Annotated in this window: 1 protein-coding gene and 1 pseudogene; one reads left to right on the top strand and one right to left on the bottom strand. The window is 69.8% G+C overall.

Annotated features, from left to right (window positions below; translation table 11 throughout):
* Positions 1-4: 4 nt before the first annotated feature.
* On the top strand, positions 5-691 hold the full coding sequence (locus FV222_RS27735) for a YdcF family protein (protein WP_147816378.1): 687 nt from the start codon (positions 5-7) through the stop codon (positions 689-691).
* Here FV222_RS27735 and FV222_RS27730 read toward each other — a convergent pair.
* Positions 688-865 (bottom strand): annotated as a pseudogene (locus FV222_RS27730) (IS481 family transposase); the annotation flags it as partial. The gene FV222_RS27735 and the pseudogene FV222_RS27730 overlap by 4 nt on opposite strands.

The following is an 865-nucleotide window of genomic DNA, read 5'->3' as shown; positions in this document are numbered from 1 at the left end:
GCCCATCGGCCCGGTGGCGCTGACGATCCTCGGCCTCGGTGGCCTCGCCGCGGTGGCTTTGGTCGCCGGCTTCCTCGCCTTCGTCGCCGCCCTGGACCGCAGCGAGCGGGTGCCGCAGGGCCGGGCCGACGGCATCGTCGCGCTCACCGGCGGCGCCCAGCGCATCGGCGACGCGATCGACCTGCTGGCCGGCGGCTACGGCCGGCGCCTGCTGATCACCGGCGTCAACGAGCGCACCAGCCGCGACGAGATCGCCCGGCTCAACCCGACGCAGCGCCACTGGATCGATTGCTGCGTCGACCTCGACTACCGGGCGCGCAACACCATCGGCAACGCCATCGAGACTCGGCGCTGGATGCGCCACAACCGCTTCAGCACCGTCGCGGTGGTGACTTCGAACTACCACATGCCGCGGACGCTGATCGAGCTCGACCACGCCCTGCAGGGGGGCGACCGGATCGTGCCCCATCCGGTGATCGCCGAAGGGTTCGACGGCGCCGACTGGTGGCACAGCCCCTCGGCCACGAAACTGCTGGCGTCGGAATACCTGAAGTTCCTGGTGGCCTGGGTCCGCACCCGGTTCGAGACCGACCCGGAGAGTTCCCGCGTCGCGATCCTGATCGGCCGCGGCAAGCCGGTGAAGGCGCCGGTGCGGATGGTCGCCGAACCGCTGCTGCGCGACCTGCGCTAGATGTTTGGTCCCGGCATTTGGTGGAGCGGGTTTGACCTGAAGCGACTGGGCTCGGCGGACCATGCTTTGCAGATGGCCTCGTAGGGCGTGAGACCCCGCAGGGTCTTCAGGCGGCGGCCAAAATTGTAGGCGCTGACGAAGTCGGCCAGATGGGCGCGGAGCTTGTCGTGGCTG

The organism is Methylobacterium sp. WL103, from assembly GCF_008039885.1.
GTDB classification, from domain to species: domain Bacteria; phylum Pseudomonadota; class Alphaproteobacteria; order Rhizobiales; family Beijerinckiaceae; genus Methylobacterium; species Methylobacterium cerastii.
This window is presented reverse-complemented; position numbering and strand designations above follow the sequence as displayed.